Below are 17,612 nucleotides of genomic sequence, written 5' to 3' on the forward strand. Positions count from 1 at the left end.
TGTGGTCTTGCCGCTACGTTGGGTTGTCCCGCAGCCACGTGCTCGGCGCGAGTCGTGCCGCTCAGCGTCGGAGCATCTCCGCGACCTGGAACGCCATCTCCAGCGACTGCTGGTGGTTGAGGCGCGGGTCCACCAGGGTCTCGTAGCGCAGGGCGAGCCCCGCGTCGTCGATCTCCTCGCTGCCGCCCAGCACCTCGGTCACGTCGTCGCCCGTGAGCTCGACGTGCAGCCCGCCCGGCACGGTCCCCGCGGCGCGGTGCACCTCGAAGAACCCGCGGACCTCGTCGAGCACGTCGTCGAACCGGCGCGTCTTGTAGCCGCTCGCGGACGTGATGGTGTTGCCGTGCATGGGGTCCGTGACCCACGTGACGGGCACGCCCGCGCGCGCGACGGCCTCGACGAGCGGCGGCAGCGCGTCTCGGACGTTCCCCGCGCCCATGCGCGTGACGAAGGTCAGGCGACCCTCGACGTCGTCGGGGTTGAGACGCCGGGCGAGCTCGAGCGCGACGTCGGGCGTCGTCGTCGGGCCGAGCTTCACGCCGATCGGGTTGGCGACGCGCGACAGGAAGTCGACGTGCGCGCCGTCGAGCTGGCGCGTGCGCTCGCCGATCCACAGGAAGTGGGCCGACGTGTCGTACGCGTCGCCCGTGCGCGTGTCGCGGCGGGTGAGCGCGCGCTCGTAGTCGAGGACGAGAGCCTCGTGGCTGACGAAGAACTCGACCGTGCGCAGGGCGTCGAAGTCGGCGCCGCACGCGTCCATGAAGCGGATCGCGCGGTCGATCTCGGACGCCGTCCGCTCGTAGCGCGCATAGGCGGGGTTGCGCATGAAGCCGCGGTTCCACTCGTGGACCTGGCGCAGGTCGGCGAACCCACCGGTCGTGAAGGCCCGCACGACGTTCCACGTCGCCGACGAGATCTGGTACGCCTGGACGAGGCGCTCCGGGTCGGGTACGCGCGCCTCGGGCGTGAAGGCGTGGCCGTTGATCATGTCGCCGCGGTAGGCGGGCAGGGTCACGCCGTCGCGCGTCTCCGTGTCGGAGCTGCGCGGCTTCGCGTACTGCCCGGCCATCCGACCCATCTTCACGACGGGCATGCTCGCGCCGTGCGTGAGGATGACCGCCATCTGGAGGATGGTGCGGATCTTGTTGCGGATGCGGTCCGCGTTCGCCTCGGCGAACGTCTCGGCGCAGTCGCCCCCCTGCAGGAGGAACGCCTCGCCCCGCCCGGCCGCGGCCAGGCGGGAGCGCAGCGTGTCGGCCGCGGCGGGCACCACGAGCGGCGCGGAGGCCGCCAGCCGGTCCCGGACGGCGTCGAGCGCCGCCTCGTCCGGCCACGTCGGCTGCTGGAGCGCGACGAGCGTGCGGAAGTGGTCGAGCCCGGCGTCGGTCCCCGGCTCGCTCGTGGTGGTCATCCCGCTCCTCGGATCAGTGCGCGGCGGGAGCCGCGGCGACGAGCGGCTGGCCGATGCCCTCGAGCAGCTCGCCGAACCACTGCTGCGTGACGTCGAAGGCCTTGCCGCCCGCGATGCGCGGGAACTCGATCGCGCGCAGGCGGTCGCCGTTCTCCTCGTCGTGCCCGATGACGCCCGACTCGCCGCGCAGCGCGCACTCGACCGCGAGGTCGGTCATCGACTTGATGAGGCGCAGGTCCTCGGCGTTCGCGGCCGCGGCGCGCGAGAAGTAGCCGGACTTCTGCACCATGACCTTCTCGGCGCCCAGCTTCTCGGCGAACTGCTTGGCGAACCACTGGCCCGGGTTGACGGTGTCGAGCTTGACGTGGCCGAAGGGGTCGCGCTGGACCTCCTCGCCGGCCGCCTCGAGCTGCGCGACGATCTCGTGCATGCCGGCGCCCTCGGACAGGAAGATGTTGACGTTGCCCTGCTCGTCCATGATCGCCTTGAGACGCTCGGCCTCGGCGTCGATGTCGAGCGCGAGCTCCGGCAGGAACACCGCGTGCACGTCCCAGCGCTCGCGCGTCAGGCCGAGGGCCGGGGCCCACTCCTGCGCGTCGAGCCACTTGCGGTACTCGGCCGCCGACGCGGCGGTGAGCCACCCGCAGTGGCGGCCCATGACCTCGTGCACGATGAGCATGCGCGGGCCGGAGCGGTGCTCGCCGATGACGTTCGCCGCGAAGCCCGCGGCCTCCTCGGCGGCGGTCCACGCACCGAGCGACTGACGGATCGGGATCACGTCGTTGTCGATCGTCTTGGGCAGGCCCACGACGGTGAGCTCGTAGCCGTTGTCGTGCAGGTACGCGGCGAGGTCGGCCGCGGTCGTGTTCGTGTCGTCGCCGCCGATCGTGTGCAGCACGTCGACGCCGTCCGCCTTGAGCTGCTCCGCCGCGACCTGCAGCGGGTCCTGGCCCTCCTGGACCAGGCCGCGCTTGACGCAGTCGGCCGCGTTCGTCAGCTTGACGCGCGAGTTGCCGATCGGCGAGCCGCCGAAGCGGTGCAGGATGCCCGCCTGCTTGCGACCCTCCTCGTCCACGACGATCTTCGTGCCCGTCAGCAGGCCGTGGTAGCCGTACTGGTAGGCGATGATCTCGATCTCCGGGTCGAGCTCCGTGTACCGCTCGATGAGGCCCCCGACGGCGGAGGACAGGCACGGGGCGAAACCGCCCGCGGTGAGGAGGGCGACGCGACGAACCGACATGTGAACTCAGAACCTCTCGTAGGACGGATCCTGGCCGGACGGACGCGGTCCGGCGGGGTGGCGGCGACGGCGGCGGGCACGTGCCCCACGAGGGGCACCGTGAGCGAAGCGCGACCGGCCGTCGCTCAGTCTACTGACGCCGCGCCGGGCTCCGGCGGCGGTTCCGGGACCTGGACGTCGGGAGCCGGACGCCCGCCGGGCGCCCCGCCCGCCTCCTCGGACTCGGTGTGCCCCGCGGCGAGGCGCGCCTTGGCCGTCGCGGCGTAGATGTCCACGTACTCCTGGCCGGACAGCCGCATGATCGCGTACTGGATCTCGTCGGCGACGGCGCGCAGGATGAAGCGGTCGTTCTCCATGCCGCGGTAGCGCGAGAAGTCGAGCGGCTCACCGACGACGACCCCGATGCGCATGGGCTTGGGGATGACCTTGCCGATCGGCTGGGCGATGTTCGTGCCCACCATCGCGACCGGGACCACGGGGGCCCCCGACTCGAGCGCGAGGCGCGCGACGCCGGTCTTGCCGCGGTACAACCGTCCGTCGGGGCTGCGCGTCCCCTCGGGGTAGATGCCGAACAGGTCGCCCTCGCGCAGGACGCGCAGGCCGGTCTCGAGCGCGGCCTCGCTCGCCTTGCCGCCCGACCGGTCGACCGGGATCGTCCCGACCCCGCGCATGAACCCGGCCGTCAGGCGGCCCTTGATCCCCGTCCCGGTGAAGTAGTCGGACTTGCCGAGGAACTGGACCTTGCGGTCGAGGACGAGCGGCAGGATGAACGAGTCGATCACCGCGAGGTGGTTGCTCGCGAGGATCGCACCGCCCTCGTCCGGCACGTGCTCGACGCCCCGCGTCCAGGGACGGTACAGGACCCGCAGGAGCGGGCCGACCATCACCTGCTTCATGAACCAGTAGAACAACGTTCCTCCTCGCGGGGTCCCGGCGCGGGACGTGCATCCGACTCTAGAGTGATTCCTATGGCCGCACCGAACGCCCAGCCGGACTCCCCGCAGCCCGACGACGGACCCGACCCCACGCCCGACGACGCGTCGCGGGGTCCTGAGCACCCCGCCGAGCCGGACGACGAGGCTGCCCGGCAGGACGACGCACAGGGCGAGGCGGCGCTCGACGTCGACGCGCAGTGGGCCGGCATCGTGGCCGAGCTCTCCGACCTGTCCGAGCTCGACCGCGACGCGGCGCGCGGACCCGACGACGGCGCCGGCCCCGCCGACGGCCCGTCGCCCGCGCCCCGCGAGGGCCGCGACGTGCTCGGCTCCGTGCCGGTCGCGCCCTGGGTCCGCACCAGCGGCCCCCGCGACTGGCCGACGACGCCGGAGGTCGAGGACCTCGAGGAGGCCGAGAGCCACTTCGTGCCGCCGGACCCGCCTCTCGTCCTCGGCCGCGACCCCCTCCTCACCATGGCGTGGGCCCTGGTCGTCGGCGTGCCGATCCTGCTCCTGGTCGTGCTCGTCGTCGTGCGCCCGTACCCGGTGATCGTCGCGCAGGTGGGCGGCGGGGCGTTCCTCGCCGGGCTCGCGATCCTCCTCTGGCGCATGCCGCACCGCCGCGAGGACGACGACGAGGGCCCGGGCGCCGTCGTCTGACGCCCGGGCCCCGCCCGCACCTGGTCGCGCTGCCCGTCCCGGCCGGCCCGTCGAGGCCGGTCAGCGACGGGCGAGGTCCGCCGCGCCGACGATGCCGGCCTCGTTGCCGTGCTCGGCGAGTTCGATGCGCGCCTCGGGACGGTGCCCGCGCGCGGAGAGCTGGTCCGCGAACGCGCGACGCACGGGCTGGAGCAGCAGGTCGCCGGCCGCGCCGACACCGCCGCCGATGACGATGAGCTCCGGGTCGAGCAGCGCCGTCACCGAGGCCGCGCCCTCGCCGATCCAGCGCCCGAGGTTCGCGAGCAGCTCGACCGCCAGGTCGTCGCCCTCCTGGGCGGCCTGCGTGATCTGAGGGCCGTTGAGCTTCTCGGGGTCGCCGCCGCAGATCTCCAGGAGCCGGGTCGCGCGGTCGGGCTGGGCGATGAGCGCGTTCTGCCCGTCGCGCACCAGGGCGCGGCCCGACGCGTACTGCTCCCAGCAGCCCTCGTGGCCGCAGCCGCAGTAGTGGCCGCCCGGCACGACGCGCATGTGCCCGACCTCGGCCGCGACGCCCCACTTGCCGCGCACGAGCTCGCGGTCGACGACGATCGCGCCCCCGAGCCCGGTGCCGACCGTGAGCATGAGCATGTCGGTCGCGTCGCGCGCGACGCCGAACTGGAACTCCGCCCAGCCCGCCGCGTTGGCGTCGTTCTCGACGACGATCGGCACGTCGGTGCCGCCGATGAGCTCGCGCACGTTGCGCGCCAGCGGGTACTCGCGCCACGCGATGTTCGGGGCGAAGAGCACCGACGTCCGGTCGGGGCTGACGAAGCCCGCCGCGGCGAGGCCCATCGCGCCGACCTCGTGCTCGGCGGTCAGCTCGGCATACACGTCGGCGATGGCGCGGTCGATGCTCGCGACGTCGTCGGGCTCGGTGTCGCGGCGCGTCTGGACGAGGATCTCGCCCTTCTCGTCGACGACCCCGGCCGCGATCTTCGTCCCGCCGATGTCCACACCGATGGCGTGCATGTCCCGTCCTCACTCGCTCGGTAACCGCTGACTAACCGCTGGCTGGAAGCCTCACGCTGCAGGTGCTGCCCGTCGACGGGCGACGCACGACCACGGCTCGCGACCCCGCGCCCGGGTCGTCCCGCCGGAACTCCGCGCCCGCGCGAAACGTTGCGCAAGCAGCGCACAGCACCTGAAGCCTACCGACATCGGCAGGTCCCGGGCACACACCACCACTGGGTAGGGTTCTCCCACCGTCGACTACTGCCACTGGAGCCAGCATGGACGAGATCAGCGCCCCACGGATCGTCGAAGTCGATCCCTCGAAGAACCTCAACGACCTGCTCGCGAGCCGGGTCGCGGCCGACCCGGCCGCGCCGCTGGTCGAGCGCCGCGCCGGCGCCGACGGCACGTGGCAGGCGCTCAGCGCACGGGACTTCGACGCCGAGGTCGTCGCCGTGGCGAAGGGGCTCGTCGCGCGCGGGATCCAGCCGGGCGACCACGTGGGCATCATGTCGCGCACGCGCTACGAGTGGACGCTCCTGGACTGGGCCACGTGGGCGGCCGGCGCGGTGCCGGTGCCGCTGTACGAGACGTCGAGCGCGGAGCAGGTCCAGTGGATCCTGTCGGACGCCGACGTCCGGCTGCTCGTCGTCGAGACGGAGGCGCACGCGGCGACCGTCGGCGAGGTGCGCGACCAGGTCCCCGCGCTCGGTGACGTCCTCGTCATCGACTCGGGCGCCGTCGCGACCCTGAGGGCCGACGGGGCCGCCGTCGAGGACGCCGAGATCGCGCGGCGCCGCGGCCTGGCGAACCTCGCCGACGTCGCGACGATCATCTACACGTCGGGCACGACCGGGCGCCCCAAGGGCGCCGAGCTCACGCACCAGAACTTCTACTCGCTCACCGTGAACGCGGTGGCCGCGGTGCCGGAGGTGTTCGGCGAGCCGGGCGGTCGCACGCTGCTGTTCATGCCGCTCGCCCACGTGTTCGCGCGGTTCATCGGCGTGCTGGTCGTGGCCGGCGGGACGGTCCTGGGCCACACGCCGGACACCAAGACGCTGCTCGACGACCTCGGCACCTTCAAGCCGACGTACATCCTCTCGGTGCCGCGCGTGTTCGAGAAGGTCTACAACTCGTCCGAGCAGAAGGCCGCCGCGGGCGGCAAGCTCAAGATCTTCCACTGGGCGGCGGCCACGGCGATCGCGTACTCGCGCGCCCTGGACGAGCCGTCGGGCCCCGGCGTCGGGCTGCGCCTGCAGCACAAGGTCGCCGACGCGCTCGTGTTCAAGAAGCTGCGCCACGCGCTCGGGGGCCGCGCGAAGTACGCGGTGTCCGGCGGCGCGCCGCTCGGCGAGCGGCTGGGGCACTTCTACCGCGGCATCGGCGTGCGCATCCTCGAGGGCTACGGGCTCACCGAGTCGACGGCGCCGACGTGCGTCAACCGCCCCGCGACCACGAAGATCGGCACGGTCGGCGAGCAGCTCCCGGGCTGTGGGGCGCGCATCGCCGAGGACGGCGAGATCCTGCTGAAGGGCGACCACATCTTCCGCGGCTACCACAACAACGAGCAGGCCACGGCCGACGCGTTCGTCGACGGGTGGTTCCGCACGGGCGACCTCGGCTCGCTCGACGAGGACGGCTTCCTGCGCATCACCGGGCGCAAGAAGGAGATCATCGTGACCGCGGGCGGCAAGAACGTCGCGCCCGCCGTCCTCGAGGACCGCATCCGCGCCCACGCGCTCGTCTCGCAGTGCGTCGTCGTCGGCGACCAGAAGCCGTTCATCGGCGCGCTCGTCACCCTCGACCCCGAGGGCCTTCCGGGCTGGGCGAGCATGCACGGCAAGGAGCCGATGTCGATCGAGGACGCGGCCAAGGACCCCGACGTCCTCGCCGCGCTCGACGCCGCCGTCACGCGCGCCAACCAGGCGGTGTCGCGCGCCGAGTCGATCCGCAAGTTCACCGTGCTCACCACCGACTTCACGGTCGAGAACGGCTACCTCACGCCGTCGCTCAAGGTGAAGCGGAGCGAGGTGCTCAAGGACTTCGCGGCGGACGTCGAGGCGATCTACGTGGACGGGCCGGCCCCGGTCCGCTGACGTCGCGCACTCCGGGACCACCCGCACGGCCCTCCTCGGCACACCCGCCGGGAGGGCCGTGCGGTGCCCCGCGTCAGCGGCGCGCGAGCCGCGCCAGGAGCGCCTGCGCCGGGACGCACACGGCGCCCATCGCCTGCACGTCGTCCGACACGGCACGGTCGCTCGTCACGACGACGACGGGCCGTCCCGCGGGCTCCGCGGCGACCAGTCGCCGGATGAGGTCGTCGGCGATCTCGCCCGACGAGAACAGCACGCGCACGCCCCGCGGGGCGTGCACGGGTCGGGCGGCGGTGTCCGCGCCGTCGAAGCAGACCGTGACCTCGGTTCCCCCGGCCGCGACGCGCAGGAGCCCGCTGAGGAGCCGGTCGCGCTGCTCGGCGAGCGTGAGCTCCCCGAAGCCGGTCTTGGTCACGTTGTAGCCGTCGACGACGAGGTGGGTGCGCGGGACCGACAGGAGGTCGCCGAGCAGCGCCGGGTCGTCGGCGGCCCGACCGCGCGACCCGGGCCTCGGCCGCGCGGTCGCGCCCGGCAGGGCGGCGGCGACGTCGTCGGCCGGGGTCGTCGTGGCGGGCCCCAGCGCGAGCTCGCGCCGCAGCCCGGACGCCGCCTCGACCACCGTGTCGAGCAGGAGCCGCGCGCGTGCCGTCGCGACGTCGGCCGCCGACGTCCGCGCCCGACGCGCCTCGTCCCGCTCCGCGCGCGCCCGGGCGAGCTCGACGCCCGCTGCGCGGCGCTCCTCGCGCGCGTCGCGCAGCGCCCCCTCCGCCTCCGCGCGCTCGGCCGACGCCGCCTCGAGGGCCGCCCGGGCCTCGGCGCGCGCCCGGTCGGCGTCCGCCCGCAGCCGTCGCTCGGCGCGACGCGCGCCCGCGAGCTCGGCCGTCGCCGCGTCGGCGCGGGCCGCGGCGTCACGAGCCTGCGCGCGGAGCTCCTCGACCTGTGCGGCCAGCCGGTCGCGGTCGCGACGCAACCGGGCGACCTCGCTGCGCTCCGAGCGCTCGGTCCGCAGCGTCGTGTCGAGCGCGCGGGCGCGATCCACGGCCGCCTCCCAGCCGTCCGGGCGCAGCAGGAAGGCGCCGGCGGCGCGCTCGCGGACGACGGCTGGCGCGGTGGCCTCCGCGTCCCCCGGTGCCGCGACGACGTCGTCGGCCGCTGCCGCCGCACCGGCCTCGGGCGACCCCGGGCCGTCGGGGGCCGGGACCTCCTGCGGTGCGCCCGTCCCGCTCCCGTGCTCGCGCGACCAGGCGGCGGCGACCGCGTGCCGGAACCCGGCGTCGTCGACCAGGGCGCGCCACAACGGCACCGCCCCGGCCGACGCGCGCCGGCGTGGGGCGAAGGCCTTGACCCGTTGCAGGGCCACGGGGACGAGGACCGGGTCGAGCGTGCCGAGCACGTCCGCGGCGGCCTCGACGAGCAGCGCGCGCACCGCCGGCGGGACGTCGCCGTCGGGTCCCCCCTCGTCCGACCTCTCGGCCACCATCCCCGCCTCCTGCGTCTCCGCCGTCGGGAACTCCGCGGACATTTCGTCCCCGATCGTCCTGATTCCCGTGCACCCACCCTATGCCGTGCCGAGGGCGTGGCCGCGGGACACGACGGATCGTGTCGGTGGCCGTCGCTAGCCTCGCCGCCATGTCGTCCGGTCCCCTCCTCGCCTCCTCCCGCGAGGGGTCCGTGCCGCGGGGCGTGCCCGTCCAGCCCACGCTCGACGACCTCGGGACGCCACTGCGCGACGTGACGTTCGTCGTCGTCGACCTGGAGACGACGGGCGGGTCGCCCGCGGGTGCCGGCATCACGGAGATCGGCGCCGTGAAGGTGCGCGGCGGCGAGGTGCTCGGCGAGTTCCAGACGCTCGTCGACCCGGGCGTGCCCGTCCCCGCCTTCGTCGCCCGGCTCACGGGGATCACGTCGGCCATGGTCGCGACGGCGCCGCGCATCGAGGCCGTGCTGCCGAGCTTCCTGGAGTTCGCCCGCGGCGCCGTGCTCGTCGCGCACAACGCGCCGTTCGACATCTCGTTCCTCAAGGCCGCGTGCCGGGCCGCGGGCTACGAGTGGCCCGGGAACCAGGTGCTCGACACCGTCCCGCTCGCGCGCCGCGTCGTGACGCGCGACGAGGCACCGAACCACAAGCTCGCGACCCTCGCCGCGCTGTTCCGGGCCACGGTGACGCCCGAGCACCGCGCGCTCGCCGACGCGCGCGCCACGGTGGACGTGCTGCACGCGCTCCTCGCGCGGCTCGGGCCCCTGGGCGTCACCCATCTCGAGGACCTGGCGGGCGCGACGGACCCGGTCCCGCAGGACGTCCGGCGCAAGCGGCACCTCGCGGACGGCCTCCCGGACGCGCCGGGCGTCTACCTCTTCCGCGGGCCCGGGGACGAGGTCCTCTACGTCGGCACGTCGACGTCCATCCGGCGCCGCGTCCGGTCGTACTTCACCCGCTCGGAGAAGCGCAGCCGCATCACCGAGATGGTGCGGGTCGCGCACGCCGTCACCCCGGTCGTGTGCGCGACCCCGCTCGAGGCGCAGGTGCGCGAGCTGCGCCTCATCGCGGAGCACGCGCCGCGCTACAACCGGAGGTCGCGCCACCCCGAGCGCATGACCTGGGTCCGGCTCACGGACGAGACCTACCCGCGCCTGTCCGTCGTGCGCGACGTGAGGGCCCCGGCCGCCCACATCGGGCCGTTCGCGTCCAAGCACCAGGCCCAGGCCGCCGTCGACGCCCTCCACGACGCGTTCCCGCTGCGCCAGTGCACGCGCCGGCTCCCCGTCGTCGCCTCGCCGGGGGCCACGGCGTGCGTCCTCGCCGAGATGGAACGCTGCTCGGCCCCGTGCACGACCGCCGAGCGCGACACCGGCTACGCGGCCGTCGCCGGAGGCGTGCGGGAGGCGTTCGAGTCAGACCCGTCCCACGTCGTCGCGGAGCTCGGGCGCCGGATCGTCGCGCTCTCGCGCGACGAGCGGTTCGAGCAGGCGGGAGAGCTCACGCACCGACTGCGGGCCTTCCTCGCGGGCGCCGCGCGCGCCCAGCGGCTCGCCCCGCTCGCGGCGTGCGCCGAGCTCGTCGCCGCCCGCGCGACGGACGCGGGCGGGTGGGAGATCGTCGTGGTGCGGCACGCGCGCCTCGCCGCGACCGGGGTGAGCGAGCCCGGCGCGGACCCGTGGCCCCTCGTGCACGCGCTCGTCGCGACGGCGGAGACGGTCGCACCGCCCGTACCGCCCGCCCCGGCGAGCCACCCCCACGAGGCCGAGATCCTGCTGTCGTGGCTCCAGGAGCCGGGCGTGCGGATCGTCGACGTCACCGGCCCGTGGACGTGCCCGGTCCGGTCCGCGGGGTCCCACGTGGACCTCGCCGCCACGGCCCGTGACGTCGCACGCCACGCCGACCCGGTCGACCGCCCCGACCTGACGCACGCGGCGCCCGGCGTGACCGTAGAGTGGTCGCCAGTCGACGACCCGACCCCGGAGGAACCATGCTGACCGCCATCGTCCTGATCGACACCGCGCCCGACCGTATCCCCGAGGTCGCGTCGGAGGTCGCGGACCTTCGCGGCGTCAGCGAGGTCTACTCGGTCACGGGCAAGGCGGACCTGGTCGCGATGGTGCGCGTCGAGGAGCACGACCAGCTCGCCGACGTCATCGCGGACCGCATCAGCAAGGTCCCCGGGGTCGTGCGCACGGAGACGTTCATCGCGTTCCGCGCCTACTCGAACGTCGACCTCGAGCAGGCGTTCGCGCTCGGCCTCGACGACTGACGGGCCGCCTGGCGCCGCCGGCCGGCCTGCCGCCGCGGGATCAGTCCCGCGCCGCGGCCTCGGCCCAGCGCGCGAGGACGTCGCGGGCGGCACCCGTGTCCACGCTGCGCGCCGCGATCTCGTAGGCGGCGCGGAGCCGCTCGGCGAGCGTCCCCTGCGCGGTCCCGGGCAGCGTGCCGTCCGCGACGAGACCGGCGGCCGCGTTGAGCAGCACGGTCTCGCGCACCGGGCCGGCCTCGCCCGCCAGGAAACGCCGGGCGACCTCGGCGTTGTGCGCCGCCTCGCCACCGCGCAGCTCGGCGATCGTCACCGGCGCGAGGCCCAGGTCGGCGACCGGGTCGAGCCGCTGCTCGGTCACGACGCCGTCGCGCACCTCCCAGACGGTCGCCCCGCCCGTCGCCGCGAGCTCGTCGAGCCCGTCGTCGCCGCGGAACACGAGCGCCGAGGTCCCCCGCCCCGCCAGCACCCCGGCGATGAGCGGCGCCATGCGCGCGTCCGCGACACCGATGGCGGCCGCACGGGGTTGCGCAGGATTCGTCAGCGGGCCGAGGACGTTGAACGCCGTCGGGATGCCGAGCTCCTTGCGCGCGACGCCCGCGTGCCGCATGGACGGGTGGAAGACCATCGCGAAGCAGAACGTGATCCCCGCCTCCTGCACGATGCGGGCCACCCGCTCCGGCCCGTGGTCGAGCCGGATGCCGAGCTCCTCGAGCACGTCCGCGGCGCCCGACGACGAGGTCGCGGCGCGGTTGCCGTGCTTGACGACCCGCACGCCCGCGCCCGCGATGACGAGCGACGCCATGGTCGAGATGTTGACCGTGTGCGCGCGGTCGCCGCCCGTGCCGACGATGTCGACCGCCGGACCGTCCACGGCGAACCGGCTGGCGTGGGCCAGCATCGCGTCGGCGAGACCGGTCAGCTCGGCGACCGTCTCGCCCTTCGCGCGCAGCGCCACGAGGAAGCTCGCGAGGCGCACGGGCGACACCTCGCCCGACATCACCTGGTCCATCGCCCACGCGGTGGAGTCGGCGTCGAGGTCGTGCCCCGCGACGAGCTCGGTCAGCAGGCCGGGCCACGTGAGCCCCGTGCCCGTCGAGTCGCTCGTGGTCGAGGCGGCGGGGTGCGGGGTGGCGGTCACGGGCGGCCCTTCGGCTGGTCGGTCTCCTGTCGGCTACCGCGTGCCGGCGGCACGCAGCAGGTCGGCGACGGCGCGCTGGAGGGCGACCGCGTCGAACGGCCGGGGCACCGCGTCGTCGGCGAGCGACCACGATGCTAGCCAACCGTCCTGCGGCCTGCCGGTGAGGACCAGGACCGGCGGGCAGCGGTAGACCTCGTTCTTGAGCTGCCGGCACAGGCCCATGCCGCCGGCCTTGTCGGCCTCCCCGTCGAGGACGAGCAGGTCCCAGCCGCCCGCGTCCGCCGCGGTCACGACCGCCGCCGGCGTCGCGACCTCGAGCCACTCGATGTCCGGCTGACCCGCACCCAGCCGCCGCCCCACGGCGAGGCGCACCTGCTCGCGCACCGTCACGTCGTCGCTGTAGAGGAGGATGCGCGGCGCGCGCGGGGTCACGCTCGTGTCCCCGTGCGTCGTCGTCACGGTCGTCGTCATCGTCGTCACCGTCGCCTTCGTGGTTCCCTCAGGGTGGTCGGGGAGGGCGCGCCACGGCACCGCGGCGCGCACGTCCCGACTGGCATCTTGGCACGTCGGAGCGGATCGCAGCACCCCCTCGCGCGGTACCGACGCCGACCGGCGCGGGGCCCGGGACCAAGGGCCCTGGCCACCCTCGGGCACATGCCAGTTTCATGGCACTTAGCAGCGATCCGTCACCAAGTGCAGGTCTCCGTGGGAAGATCTGGAGACATTGTGAGATTCACCGCCTCCGGGCGGCCGTCTGCGTGCCGCGGACCGGCCGTTCGTCGGCCATAATGGCTCCTGTGTCGACCGCAACGGCTGCCCCCCACGCCCATCAGCACGTGAGCGTCAACCGACCGAACCCCGTCTCGGTCGGGACGATCGTGTGGCTGGCCAGCGAGCTCATGTTCTTCGCCGGCCTCTTCGCCATGTACTTCACGGTCCGCGCCGTGATGCCCGCCGACGAGTGGGCCCTGCAAGCGGACAAGCTCAACCTGACCTTCGCGGCGATCAACACGACCGTCCTGGTGCTGTCGTCGGTGACGTGCCAGATGGGCGTGTGGGCCGCCGAGCGCTTCCAGCCCGTGCGCACCGGCTCGATCTTCCAGGTGAACCGCTGGGGGATGAACGAGTGGATGACGCTCACGTTCCTCATGGGTGCGTTCTTCATCGGTGGTCAGATCTTCGAGTACGCCGAGCTCGTCGAGCACGGCGTCTCGATCTCCTCGACGCCCTACGGCTCCGTCTTCTACATCACGACCGGCTTCCACGGCCTCCACGTCGTCGGTGGCCTGATCGCCTTCCTGTTCCTTCTCGGCCGCTCGTTCTCGGCCAAGAACTTCGGGCACCACGAGGCCACGACGGCCATCGTGACGTCCTACTACTGGCACTTCGTCGACGTCGTGTGGATCGCGCTGTTCTTCGTGATCTACATCTTGCGCTGACGACGCGCCCGGGGTCCGCCCCGGCCCGCCCACCCGCCCCCTGCTCCCCCACCTGCGAGACGAGGATCATTTCGTGAAGGCACTCGCCGCCCGCAGACACCACCGCCTCGCGCCGGTCGTGCTGCTGCTGCTGGCGCTGCTGGTCACCGGTGGCGTCTACGCCGCCTTTGCACCGACTCCGGCCAACGCCGAGACCGCCAGCACCGAGGACATCGAGACCGGCCAGAAGCTGTTCCAGGCCAACTGCGCCACGTGCCACGGCCCGAACGCCGAGGGCTCGGACACGGCTCCGTCGCTCGTCGGCGTCGGTGCGGCGTCGGTCGACTTCCAGGTGTCCACCGGCCGCATGCCCATGCAGATGGACGGTCCGCAGGCCATCCAGAAGCCTCGCCAGTTCGACGAGGAGCAGACGGCGCAGCTCGCCGCCTACGTCGCCTCGCTCGGCGCCGGCCCGGCGATCCCGACGGACGAGCAGGTCGACGCCTCGCTCGGCGACGTCGCGAACGGTGCCGCGATCTTCCGCACCAACTGCGCGATGTGCCACAACGCCGTCGGCGCGGGCGGCGCGCTCTCGGAGGGCAAGTTCGCGCCCCCGCTGTGGGAGACGTCGGAGCGCAACATCTACCAGGCGATGCTCACCGGCCCGCAGTCGATGCCGGTCTTCAACGACGCGACCGTCACGCCCGAGGAGAAGCGCGACGTCATCGCGTTCCTCGAGTTCCAGCGTGAGGGCTCGGCCGGTGGCCTGTCGCTCGGCTCGCTCGGCCCGGTCAGCGAGGGTCTGTGGGCCTGGATCGTCGGAATGGGCCTCCTCATCGGGGCCGCAGTGTGGATCGGAGCGAAGTCCTCGTGAGCGACTACCAGAACCCCCGGTCGCCCGAGTCCTCGCACCGCGAGGTCGGGCACCGCGAGGAGCACGGCACCCTCGACACCTTCCCGGACCCGGGGCTGCCCGAGCACAAGAGCCGCATGGCGGACCGCGACCCGAAGGCGTCGAAGCGCGCCGAGCGTCAGGTCGCGACGCTCTTCGGCATCTCGGTGATCGGCACGATCGCCGCGCTCGTCGTGTACTTCGTCATCCCGCCGGACGGGACCACGGCCGGCGTGCGCCTGTCGACGCTCTCGCTCGGCGTCGCCATCGCCTTCGCGCTGCTCGGCATCGGACTCGGTGCCGTGCACTGGGCGAAGGTGCTCATGTCCGACCACGAGAAGGTCGACGAGCGCCACCCGATCGCGAGCGACGCGGAGACCCGCGCCGGCGCGATCGCCGAGCTCGAGGCCGGCGCCAAGGACTCGGGCATCGCCCGTCGCGGCGTCCTCAAGGGCGCGGTCATCTCCGCGCTCGCGCTGTTCCCGCTCACCATCGCGGTCCCGCTCGTCGGGAGCGTCGGCGGCGACTGGAACGTCTCGAAGTTCAAGCACACGCTCTGGAAGCCCGGGACGCGCCTCGCGATCGACCCCTCGGGTCGGCCCATCAAGGCGGCGGACGTGACGATCGGCTCGGTCGTGCACATCATCCCCGAGGCATCCCAGGAGGAGATGCAGTCCCACGAGTGGATCACGGAGAAGGCCAAGGCCGTCGTCCTGCTGGTCCGTCTCGACCCGCGCGACATCGTGTCCGAGCAGTCCCCTCCGGGAGAGAGCTGGTCGTACGACGGCATCGTCGCGTTCTCCAAGATCTGCACGCACGTCGGCTGCCCCGTGGCGCTCTACGAGCAGCAGACGCACCACCTGCTGTGCCCGTGCCACCAGTCGACGTTCGACGTGGCCGACAGCGCGAAGGTGGTCTTCGGCCCCGCGAAGCGGCCCCTGCCGCAGCTGCCGATCACCGTTGATGACGAGGGCTACCTGGTCGCCCAGAGCGACTTCCACGAGCCCATCGGCCCGAGCTTCTGGGAGCGTCTGAAGTGACCACCAGCACCGGAACCGCCGCACCCAAGGCGGCCGCACCGAAGGCAGCCGCGCCGACGACCCCCGCCGGCAAGGCCGCCGACTACCTGGACCAGCGCACGAGCATCGGCGTCGCCGTCAAGGAGTTCGCGCGCAAGGTCTTCCCCGACCACTGGTCGTTCCTCCTGGGCGAGATCGCCCTGTACTCGTTCGTCGTCCTGATCCTCACGGGCATCTTCCTGACCATGTTCTTCGTGCCGAGCATGTCGCTCGTCACGTACCACGGCGAGCCGGCGTCGATGAACGGCGTGCTCATGTCGGACGCGTTCGCGTCGACGCTGCACATGTCCTTCGAGGTGCGCGGCGGTCTGCTCATGCGGCAGATCCACCACTGGGCCGCGCTCATCTTCCTCGCCGCGATCGTCACGCACATGATGCGCGTGTTCTTCACCGGCGCCTTCCGCAAGCCGCGCGAGGTCAACTGGCTCGTGGGCATGCTGCTCATGATCATGGGCCTCGCCGCCGGCTTCTCGGGCTACTCCCTCCCGGACGACGTCCTGTCCGGCAACGGCCTGCGCATCACCGACGGCGTCGTGAAGTCGATCCCCCTCATCGGGTCGTACCTCTCGTACTTCATCTTCGGCGGCGAGTTCCCGGGCGAGCACATCATCCCCCGGCTCTTCACGGTGCACATCCTGCTGGTGCCGGGCCTGATCCTCGCGCTCGTCGCGCTCCACCTGTTCTTCGTCGTGCTGCACAAGCACACGCAGTACCCCGGTGGCGGCCGCACGGACACGAACGTGGTCGGCTACCCGCTGTTCCCGGTGTACGTGGCCAAGGCCGGCGGCTTCTTCTTCGTCGTGTTCGGCATCCTCGCCCTCATGGGCGGCACGATGGCGATCAACAACGTCTGGAACTACGGCCCGTTCGACCCGTCACCGGTGTCCGCAGGAGCCCAGCCCGACTGGTACATGCTCTTCCTCGAGGGCTCGCTACGACTGATGCCCGGCCAGGCGGAGTTCGTGACGTGGGGCGACTACACCGTGCCCCTCAACGTCCTGATCCCGGCCGTGGTCGTCCCGGGCCTGCTGTTCACGTTCCTGTTCGTCTACCCGTTCCTCGAGGCCGCGGTGACGAAGGACAAGCGTGAGCACCACGTCCTCGACCGCCCGCGCAACGTCCCGGTCCGCACGGGTCTGGGCGTCGCGTTCCTCACGGCGTTCATCATCCTGGCGCTCGCCGGGTCGAACGACCTCATCGCGACGCACTTCCACATGTCGATCAACACGATCACGTGGGCGTTCCGGATCCTGTTCTTCGTCGGCCCGTGGTTCGCGTTCTGGATCACCAAGCGCATCTGCCTCGGCCTGCAGCGCAAGGACCGCGAGCTCGTGCTCCACGGCCACGAGACGGGCCGGATCGTGCGGTTCGCGCATGGCGAGTACATCGAGGTCCACCGCCCGCTCGACGAGCAGGAGCGCTGGCTCCGGGTCAACTACCAGGCCCACGAGCCGCTCGAGATCGAGCCGGCGACGGACTCGCGCGGCGTGCGCCGCAAGGGCTACAAGAAGGACAAGCGTCTCCAGCGCCTGTCGCGGTTCTTCTACGAGGACCGGATCGAGCCCGTGACGCCCGCCGAGCTCGCGGCCGCGCACTCGCACGGCGAGCACGACGCACTCGAGGGCGAGAGCCACGAGCAGATCGAGGCCGGTGCCGCGACCGTCGGTGGTGGGCGCGACCTCGTCGAGCCGGAGAAGGGCGCCGACGAGCGTCGACGCTGAGGTTCCTGCACAGTAGGACGATGACCCGCGACCAGTCCCCTCATCGAGGCGGACAGGTCGCGGGTCATCGTCGTCTCGGCACCCGGGCGCGGGCGGCCGCGCCCGCCTGAGGCTGTCGAGGCACCGCCAGTTCACCGCACACAGCAGCCGCTGGACCCCTTCCTGCGGCCCGGTACCAGGAGGTACTCCGGATGCCCGTCTACACCCTGCCCGAGCTGTCCTACGACTACGGTGCGCTCGAGCCGCACATCTCCGGGCGGATCATGGAGCTGCACCACTCCAAGCA

15 protein-coding genes and 1 pseudogene are annotated in these 17,612 nt (G+C 72.9%); 9 read left to right on the forward strand and 7 right to left on the reverse strand.

The window, feature by feature from the left end; genetic code table 11:
• Positions 1–61 precede the first annotated feature (61 nt).
• From ACTJIY_RS19575 to ACTJIY_RS19585, 3 genes are all read right to left on the reverse strand, one after another.
• Positions 62–1,411 carry a class II 3-deoxy-7-phosphoheptulonate synthase gene (locus ACTJIY_RS19575; RefSeq protein WP_353709080.1) on the reverse strand — a complete coding sequence of 450 codons (1,350 nt, stop codon included), beginning with the start codon at positions 1,409–1,411 and terminating at the stop codon, positions 62–64.
• A gap of 13 nt (positions 1,412–1,424) precedes the next feature.
• Positions 1,425–2,651: a pyrophosphate--fructose-6-phosphate 1-phosphotransferase gene (locus ACTJIY_RS19580; protein WP_253050023.1), complete on the reverse strand. Its 1,227-nt coding sequence runs from the start codon at positions 2,649–2,651 to the stop codon at positions 1,425–1,427.
• Between the two features lie 125 nt (positions 2,652–2,776).
• Positions 2,777–3,562 (reverse strand): lysophospholipid acyltransferase family protein, encoded by a 786-nt coding sequence (locus tag ACTJIY_RS19585; protein ID WP_440675211.1) that lies wholly within the window; start codon positions 3,560–3,562, stop codon positions 2,777–2,779.
• 57 nt (positions 3,563–3,619) lie between these two features.
• Here ACTJIY_RS19585 and ACTJIY_RS19590 point away from each other — a divergent pair, with 57 nt between their 5' ends.
• Positions 3,620–4,246, forward strand: a complete 627-nt coding sequence (locus tag ACTJIY_RS19590) for a hypothetical protein (protein WP_440675212.1) — start codon at positions 3,620–3,622, stop codon at positions 4,244–4,246.
• Between the two features lie 60 nt (positions 4,247–4,306).
• On the opposite strand, the gene ACTJIY_RS19595 is transcribed toward ACTJIY_RS19590, so the two are convergent.
• Positions 4,307–5,254 carry an ROK family glucokinase gene (locus ACTJIY_RS19595; RefSeq protein ID WP_253050031.1) on the reverse strand — a complete coding sequence of 316 codons (948 nt, stop codon included), beginning with the start codon at positions 5,252–5,254 and terminating at the stop codon, positions 4,307–4,309.
• A gap of 260 nt (positions 5,255–5,514) precedes the next feature.
• Here ACTJIY_RS19595 and ACTJIY_RS19600 point away from each other — a divergent pair, with 260 nt between their 5' ends.
• Positions 5,515–7,332, forward strand: a complete 1,818-nt coding sequence (locus ACTJIY_RS19600) for an AMP-dependent synthetase/ligase (protein WP_253050034.1) — start codon at positions 5,515–5,517, stop codon at positions 7,330–7,332.
• Between the two features lie 73 nt (positions 7,333–7,405).
• Here ACTJIY_RS19600 and ACTJIY_RS19605 read toward each other — a convergent pair whose 3' ends face one another.
• Positions 7,406–8,851 carry an NYN domain-containing protein gene (locus ACTJIY_RS19605; protein ID WP_440675213.1) on the reverse strand — a complete coding sequence of 482 codons (1,446 nt, stop codon included), beginning with the start codon at positions 8,849–8,851 and terminating at the stop codon, positions 7,406–7,408.
• 107 nt (positions 8,852–8,958) lie between these two features.
• Here ACTJIY_RS19605 and ACTJIY_RS19610 point away from each other — a divergent pair, with 107 nt between their 5' ends.
• A complete protein-coding gene (locus ACTJIY_RS19610) occupies positions 8,959–10,803 on the forward strand; it encodes a DEDD exonuclease domain-containing protein (protein ID WP_440675214.1) in 1,845 nt (614 codons plus the stop codon).
• Positions 10,797–11,078 carry an Lrp/AsnC family transcriptional regulator gene (locus tag ACTJIY_RS19615; RefSeq protein WP_253050044.1) on the forward strand — a complete coding sequence of 94 codons (282 nt, stop codon included), beginning with the start codon at positions 10,797–10,799 and terminating at the stop codon, positions 11,076–11,078. The genes ACTJIY_RS19610 and ACTJIY_RS19615 overlap by 7 nt, the downstream gene beginning before the upstream one ends.
• Positions 11,079–11,118: 40 nt before the next feature.
• Here ACTJIY_RS19615 and trpD read toward each other — a convergent pair whose 3' ends face one another.
• Both trpD and ACTJIY_RS19625 read right to left on the reverse strand, forming a co-directional pair.
• Positions 11,119–12,216, reverse strand: a complete 1,098-nt coding sequence (gene trpD, locus ACTJIY_RS19620; RefSeq protein ID WP_253050046.1) for an anthranilate phosphoribosyltransferase — start codon at positions 12,214–12,216, stop codon at positions 11,119–11,121.
• Between the two features lie 33 nt (positions 12,217–12,249).
• Complete coding sequence (locus ACTJIY_RS19625; protein ID WP_253050049.1) at positions 12,250–12,687, reverse strand: hypothetical protein; 438 nt, start codon at positions 12,685–12,687, stop codon at positions 12,250–12,252.
• 317 nt (positions 12,688–13,004) lie between these two features.
• Between ACTJIY_RS19625 and ctaE the strand changes: the two genes are divergently transcribed.
• From ctaE to ACTJIY_RS19650, 5 genes and pseudogenes are all read left to right on the forward strand, one after another.
• Positions 13,005–13,655 carry an aa3-type cytochrome oxidase subunit III gene (ctaE, locus tag ACTJIY_RS19630; protein ID WP_087472315.1) on the forward strand — a complete coding sequence of 217 codons (651 nt, stop codon included), beginning with the start codon at positions 13,005–13,007 and terminating at the stop codon, positions 13,653–13,655.
• Positions 13,656–13,728: 73 nt separating this feature from the next.
• Positions 13,729–14,508 carry a cytochrome bc1 complex diheme cytochrome c subunit gene (qcrC, locus tag ACTJIY_RS19635; RefSeq protein ID WP_253050052.1) on the forward strand — a complete coding sequence of 260 codons (780 nt, stop codon included), beginning with the start codon at positions 13,729–13,731 and terminating at the stop codon, positions 14,506–14,508.
• The gene (gene qcrA, locus ACTJIY_RS19640) at positions 14,505–15,566 is read left to right on the forward strand and encodes a cytochrome bc1 complex Rieske iron-sulfur subunit (RefSeq protein ID WP_374614011.1); all 1,062 of its coding nucleotides are present in this window, start codon (positions 14,505–14,507) and stop codon (positions 15,564–15,566) included. The genes qcrC and qcrA overlap by 4 nt, the downstream gene beginning before the upstream one ends.
• Positions 15,563–17,326 carry a cytochrome bc1 complex cytochrome b subunit gene (gene qcrB / locus ACTJIY_RS19645; protein WP_253050055.1) on the forward strand — a complete coding sequence of 588 codons (1,764 nt, stop codon included), beginning with the start codon at positions 15,563–15,565 and terminating at the stop codon, positions 17,324–17,326. The genes qcrA and qcrB overlap by 4 nt, the downstream gene beginning before the upstream one ends.
• A gap of 191 nt (positions 17,327–17,517) precedes the next feature.
• Positions 17,518–17,612 (forward strand): annotated as a pseudogene (locus ACTJIY_RS19650) (superoxide dismutase); the annotation flags it as partial.

Origin of the sequence: Cellulosimicrobium sp. 22598, from assembly GCF_052044445.1 — a bacterium.
Lineage (GTDB): Bacteria > Actinomycetota > Actinomycetes > Actinomycetales > Cellulomonadaceae > Cellulosimicrobium > Cellulosimicrobium cellulans_G.

Bases quoted from the DNA above. Each gene is read 5' to 3' on its own strand.
- ACTJIY_RS19610 (WP_440675214.1), top strand. From the start codon at position 8,959: ATGTCGTCCGGTCCCCTCCTCGCCTCCTCCCGCGAGGGGTCCGTGCCG.
- ACTJIY_RS19615 (WP_253050044.1), top strand. From the start codon at position 10,797: ATGCTGACCGCCATCGTCCTGATCGACACCGCGCCCGACCGTATCCCC.
- ACTJIY_RS19595 (WP_253050031.1), bottom strand. From the start codon at position 5,254: ATGCACGCCATCGGTGTGGACATCGGCGGGACGAAGATCGCGGCCGGG.
- ctaE (WP_087472315.1), top strand. From the start codon at position 13,005: ATGGCTCCTGTGTCGACCGCAACGGCTGCCCCCCACGCCCATCAGCAC.
- ACTJIY_RS19580 (WP_253050023.1), bottom strand. From the start codon at position 2,651: ATGTCGGTTCGTCGCGTCGCCCTCCTCACCGCGGGCGGTTTCGCCCCG.
- ACTJIY_RS19625 (WP_253050049.1), bottom strand. From the start codon at position 12,687: ATGACGACGACCGTGACGACGACGCACGGGGACACGAGCGTGACCCCG.
- ACTJIY_RS19590 (WP_440675212.1), top strand. From the start codon at position 3,620: ATGGCCGCACCGAACGCCCAGCCGGACTCCCCGCAGCCCGACGACGGA.
- ACTJIY_RS19600 (WP_253050034.1), top strand. From the start codon at position 5,515: ATGGACGAGATCAGCGCCCCACGGATCGTCGAAGTCGATCCCTCGAAG.
- ACTJIY_RS19605 (WP_440675213.1), bottom strand. From the start codon at position 8,851: ATGTCCGCGGAGTTCCCGACGGCGGAGACGCAGGAGGCGGGGATGGTG.
- ACTJIY_RS19575 (WP_353709080.1), bottom strand. From the start codon at position 1,411: ATGACCACCACGAGCGAGCCGGGGACCGACGCCGGGCTCGACCACTTC.